At 62.4% G+C, this 4,838-nt stretch carries 3 protein-coding genes; 2 read left to right on the top strand and 1 reads right to left on the bottom strand.

Annotation, left to right across the window (positions count from 1 at the left end; genetic code table 11):
* Positions 1–605: response regulator (locus AWB68_RS42705; protein WP_087650143.1), on the top strand; the 605-nt coding region annotated here is incomplete at its 5' end.
* Here the strand turns inward: AWB68_RS42705 and AWB68_RS42710 are convergent.
* Positions 530–1,564 carry a histidine kinase gene (locus AWB68_RS42710; protein WP_087650146.1) on the bottom strand — a complete coding sequence of 345 codons (1,035 nt, stop codon included), beginning with the start codon at positions 1,562–1,564 and terminating at the stop codon, positions 530–532. The two genes, AWB68_RS42705 and AWB68_RS42710, sit on opposite strands and share 76 nt — an antisense overlap.
* A 226-nt stretch (positions 1,565–1,790) precedes the next feature.
* On the opposite strand from AWB68_RS42710, the gene AWB68_RS42715 reads away from it, so the two are divergent.
* Positions 1,791–4,139, top strand: coding sequence for a TonB-dependent receptor (locus AWB68_RS42715; RefSeq protein WP_087650144.1), 2,349 nt, complete (start codon positions 1,791–1,793; stop codon positions 4,137–4,139).
* The last annotated feature ends 699 nt before the right edge of the window (positions 4,140–4,838 follow it).

Raw genomic sequence — 4,838 nt, forward strand, 5'->3', positions numbered from 1 at the left:
GCGAGGCCGCCGACGCCGCGCAGGCCTATCAGCGCTTCTGCGCGTTGCGGCCGGATGTCGTCGTGATGGATCTTGCGCTGCCGGGCGCGAGCGGTATCGAAGCGATGCGCCGCATGCTCGCCCGCGAGCCGGACGCGCATGTGCTGATCTTCAGCGTGCACGAGGAAGCGATCTTCGTGCGTCGTGCGCTCGATGCCGGCGCGCGTGGTTATGTGACGAAGGCGAGCGCGCCCGACGTGCTGGTCGAAGCGGTGCGCTCGGTCGCGCGGCGCGTGTGCTATCTGAGTGCCGACATCTCGCAGGCGCTCGCGTTGCGCGCGACGTTCCAGGAAGGGCCGCCCGGACGGCAGCTATCGGCGCGGGAATTCGAGGTGCTGCGCCTGCTCGTGCAGGGCTACACGTTGCCGAGCATCGCGGAGAAACTGGGCTTGAGCCAGAAGACCGTGGCGAACCATCAGTCGATGATCCGGCAGAAGTTCGGCGCCGACAACGGCGTGCAACTCGCGCAGATGGCAAGCCGCCTCGGCCTTCACCTTTCCGATTTCGCCGACTTCGCCGGCAACGCGGCTTCGTTCGGCTCGCTCGGGTCCGGCCGCCCGGCCTGAGCGGGTACGCGCGCGCAAAAGAGAAAGCCGTCGCCCGGCTGGCTCGCGATGTGGAACTCGCCGCCGAGCGCCTCCACGCGTTCGCGCATGCCGATCAATCCCAGTCCCCGGCGCGGCTTCGACAGATCCATGCCGGGACCGTCGTCGGCCATCGTCACCACGATCTCGCCCGTGCGCGCCGCGTCGTCCGGCGCGCGCACGAGGTAGATCTCCACGCGCGCGGCACGCGCGAACTTCGAGACGTTGGTCATTCCCTCCTGCACGAGCCGATACAGCGTGATGTTCAGCGCATCGGTCAGCTCCGAGAAATCGCCCTCGACGGTCAGCGTGAAAGTCGCCTCGGGCAAACGCTCGCGCCAGCTTTCGACGCAATGTTCGAGCGCAGTCGGCAAGCCGAATTCATCGAGGCCGATGGGCCGCAGGCGCCGGATCATCCCGCCGATCTCGCGATACACGTGACTGGCGCTTTGCATCAGCGCAAGGGACAGGCGATGAATCTCGGGCTCGCGTTGCGCGGATAAATCGCGAATGCGTCCCGCATCGAGCGCGATGGCGTTCAGGTACTGACCGAGTTCATCGTGCAGTTCGCGCGCGAGGTGACGCCGCTCGGCTTCCTGCGCGTCGAGCGCCTGCATCGAGAGGCGGCGGTTGTCGGCGAGCAGCCGCTCGGCTTCTTCCTCCAGCGCGCGGCGCCGCGCCAGTTCCTGCTGCGACTCCTGATAGCGCCGCCACGCAAACCATGCAAAGCCCGTCGCGAGGACGAATAGCGTAGCGGGCAGTTCGTCGAGTTGAAAGCGCTCGGCGCTGCGCGTCCAGCGATAGGCGAACTCGCTGAAGTCGAATCTCGCGAAGAGCAGGCCCGCGATCACGGTGATCGCGAACACGCACAGCAGATCGCGCCGCACGGTGGAGTGCGGCGCGAGGCGCTTCTTCGGTAGCGGCAGGGATTTGGTCGGCATCACGGACTGCATTTTACGCATGGGCCTCGCGGGTCTCGGGCAGGTGAATCCGCATTTGGGAACACTTCCCCGCGCGATCGGGAGAACTTCCCGGGGCGCCGCAAATTTCTTATGCGACGCTTACGGAAAAGAGTCGCGGCGAAAGAATAAATAAAACCAACGCAACTATGTTGCATGGGACCAGAGTAAGCGCTAAAGCGCCAACTCTGGTCGACAGGAGACGTTGATGAAGAGCATGACGCGCAAACCATCCGCGGCGCATCCGTTCAAACCCCGAGCCGCGTTGCGGCTCTGTTTCGGAGGCGCGCTGGCCGGGATGACCGTCACCGTCTGGGCGCAGACCGAGCCAGCCGCACCCGCCCCCGCTTCGGCGACAGCCGCCCCAGCGACAGCGACCGAGCAGGCGGTGGCGGAGCTTCCATCGATCATCGTCGTCGGCACGACGCCGCTGCTCGGCGTCGGCACGCCGCTCGAGAAAGTGCCCGCGAACGTGCAGACGATCCGCGGACGCGATATCGAAGCGCAGCATTCTCAAACGATCTCCGATTATTTCGCCAACAACGTGGTGAGCGTCGATACCAACGACGCGCAGGGCAACGGCTCGCAGGTCGACATCAACTATCGCGGCTTCACGGCGTCGCCGCTGCTGGGCACGCCGCAAGGTCTGTCGGTGTTTCTCGACGGCGTGCGCATCAACGAGCCGTTCGGCGACGTGGTCAACTGGGACCTGATTCCGCAGGCGGCGATCAACACGATCCAGATCGTGCCGGGCTCCAATCCGACGTTCGGCCTGAATACGCTGGGCGGCGCCGTCGTCGTGTCGACGAAGAACGGCCGCGCCAACCCCGGCGGCAACGCGGAAGTGAGCTTCGGTTCGTTCGGCCGCAAGACGGCACAGATCGAACAGGGCGGCGTGATCGGCAGCAATCTCGATTACTACTTCACCGCCAACGTCACGAACGACAACGGCTGGGCGGATCACAATTCGAGCCAGTTGCGCCAGGCGTTCGGCAAGCTGCGCTATACCGATGCCGACACCACGATCTCGCTGTCGATGGGCGGCGCCGACAATAAGCTCAACGGTTCGCAGACCATCCCGACATCGTTCCTCGACAACCGCCGCCAGGCGTACACGTTCCCGGACACGAACGAGAACCAGGTCGGCTACCTGACGCTCTCGGCCGACCACTACTTCACGCCGAACATCCAGCTCAGCGGCAACCTGTACTACCGCCATTACCGCAACGTGAATACAAGCAGCAACGTCAACGACGACTTCGGCGAGGTCGAAGACGACGGCGACATCGACATGATCCAGGCCACCAACGATCAATCGGTGATCGTCACTGACAGCTACGGCGGCAGCCTTCAGTTGACGTTGCTGAACAAGCTCTTCGGCCGCGACAACCAGTTGGTCCTCGGCGCGGCCGGCGACTTCGCCAACTCGCATTTCACGCAAGCCTCGCAGAACGCGTTCTTCACCGACAGCCGCGCGACGGTCGGCATCGGCGGCTTCAATCCGACGACGGATGCGAAGACGCGCAACGAGAACTGGGGCATCTACTTCGAGAACACGCTGTCGTTCACTGAGCAATGGTCGATGACGCTCGCTGGCCGTTATAACTGGTCGAAGGCCGTGATCGGCGATGAAAGCGGCGTGCAGCCGCTGCTCGACGGGAACCATACGTTCTCGCGCTTCAATCCGGCGATCGGCTTCAACTGGAATCCGACCAGCTATTTCACGGCTTACGCGACTTATAACGAAGGCATGCGCTCGCCGACTGCCATCGAACTCGCCTGCGCCGATCCCGCCGCGCCGTGCTCGCTGCCGAACGATTTCATCGCCGACCCGAACTTGCAGCCGGTCATTTCGAAGACGTTCGAAGTGGGTGCGCGCGGACACATCGGCAACGCCACGACGTGGAGCGCGGCCGTCTACAGCACGACTCTCGACAACGACATCCAGTTCGTCAGCAGCGAAGGCGCGGCCAGCACGCTGGGCTTTTTCCAGAACGTCGGCAAGACGCGCAGGCAGGGTCTCGAACTGGCGGGACGCACGCAATACGGGCCGGTTGGCATTGCGGCGAGCTATAGCTACGTGAATGCGACCTACCGTTCGACCTGGACCGAGAGCAGCGCGAGCAATTCGAGCGCCGATGGGGACGGCAACATCACCGTGCATTCGGGCGATCGCATTCCGGGCATTCCGGCAAACACGTTCAAGTTGCGGCTCGACTACGCGCCCATGCCGAAGTGGAACATCGGGACGAACATCACGTACCGCAGCAGTATCTTCGCGCGTGGCGACGAGGACAACCAGGATGTGAACGGGACGGTAGCAGGGTATTTCCTGATCGATCTCGATACGACGTATAACGTGACGAAGCAGTTGCAGGTGTTTGCCACGGTCAAGAATCTGCTCGACAAGCGCTATTCGACGTTCGCGATTCTTGGAGAGAACTTCTTTAACGGACCGAACCACACGTTTAATGGCGCCGATACGACCAACGAGCAGTTTCTGGGACTGGGTGCGCCGAGAGGGGTTTGGGTGGGGTTGAGGTATGCCTGGAAGTGAGGGGCCGCTGGCGCTTGGGGATGGGGTTGGGGTCGGGGTTGGGGTTGGGGTTTGGCTTCAACCGTTTGATGCGCTCAGGCTTCTATGGAACTTGTATTCTTGTCGGTTTATTTGCTCTGCCCCTGTCCGGGGCGGGACTCACTTTCTTTGCTGCTGCAAAGAAAGTAAGCAAAGAAAGCAGCTTTCCAACGCCAATCCTTGCCATGCGCCGCCAGACCGTTATGTCGGAGTGGTCCAACCGGGGGAGTGTCGTTAGCGGGGTTTCATCGTTGTTGGCATGTAGAAAAGGTACGGGCATCGCGCTGCGATACAGAGTGGACCAGCAGTCATTCATCCAGCCTCGCGCTTCGCGCTCACCCGTCAGGTAAAACTGAAACCCGTCGCTATCGCTATATCACTATCCTACGTTCTTGCTTGCTGCATGCTTCAATTCATCGCTTAGCGAACCTGTCGTCGGGCACGAAGTGCCAGGACGGATGAATGACTGCTGATCCACTCCCTGTCGCGGTATGACGCGCGCGCCTTTTCTACATGCCAACAACGATGAAACCCCGCTAACGACACTCCCCCGGTTGGACCACTCCGAGGGAGCGGTCTGGAGGCGCATGGCAAGAATTCGCGTTGGGAAGCTGCTTTCTTTGCTTACTTTCTTTGCAGCAGCAAAGAAAGTGAGTCCCGCCCCGGACAGGGGCAGAGCTA

Source organism: Caballeronia choica, assembly GCF_001544535.1.
Lineage (GTDB): Bacteria > Pseudomonadota > Gammaproteobacteria > Burkholderiales > Burkholderiaceae > Caballeronia > Caballeronia choica.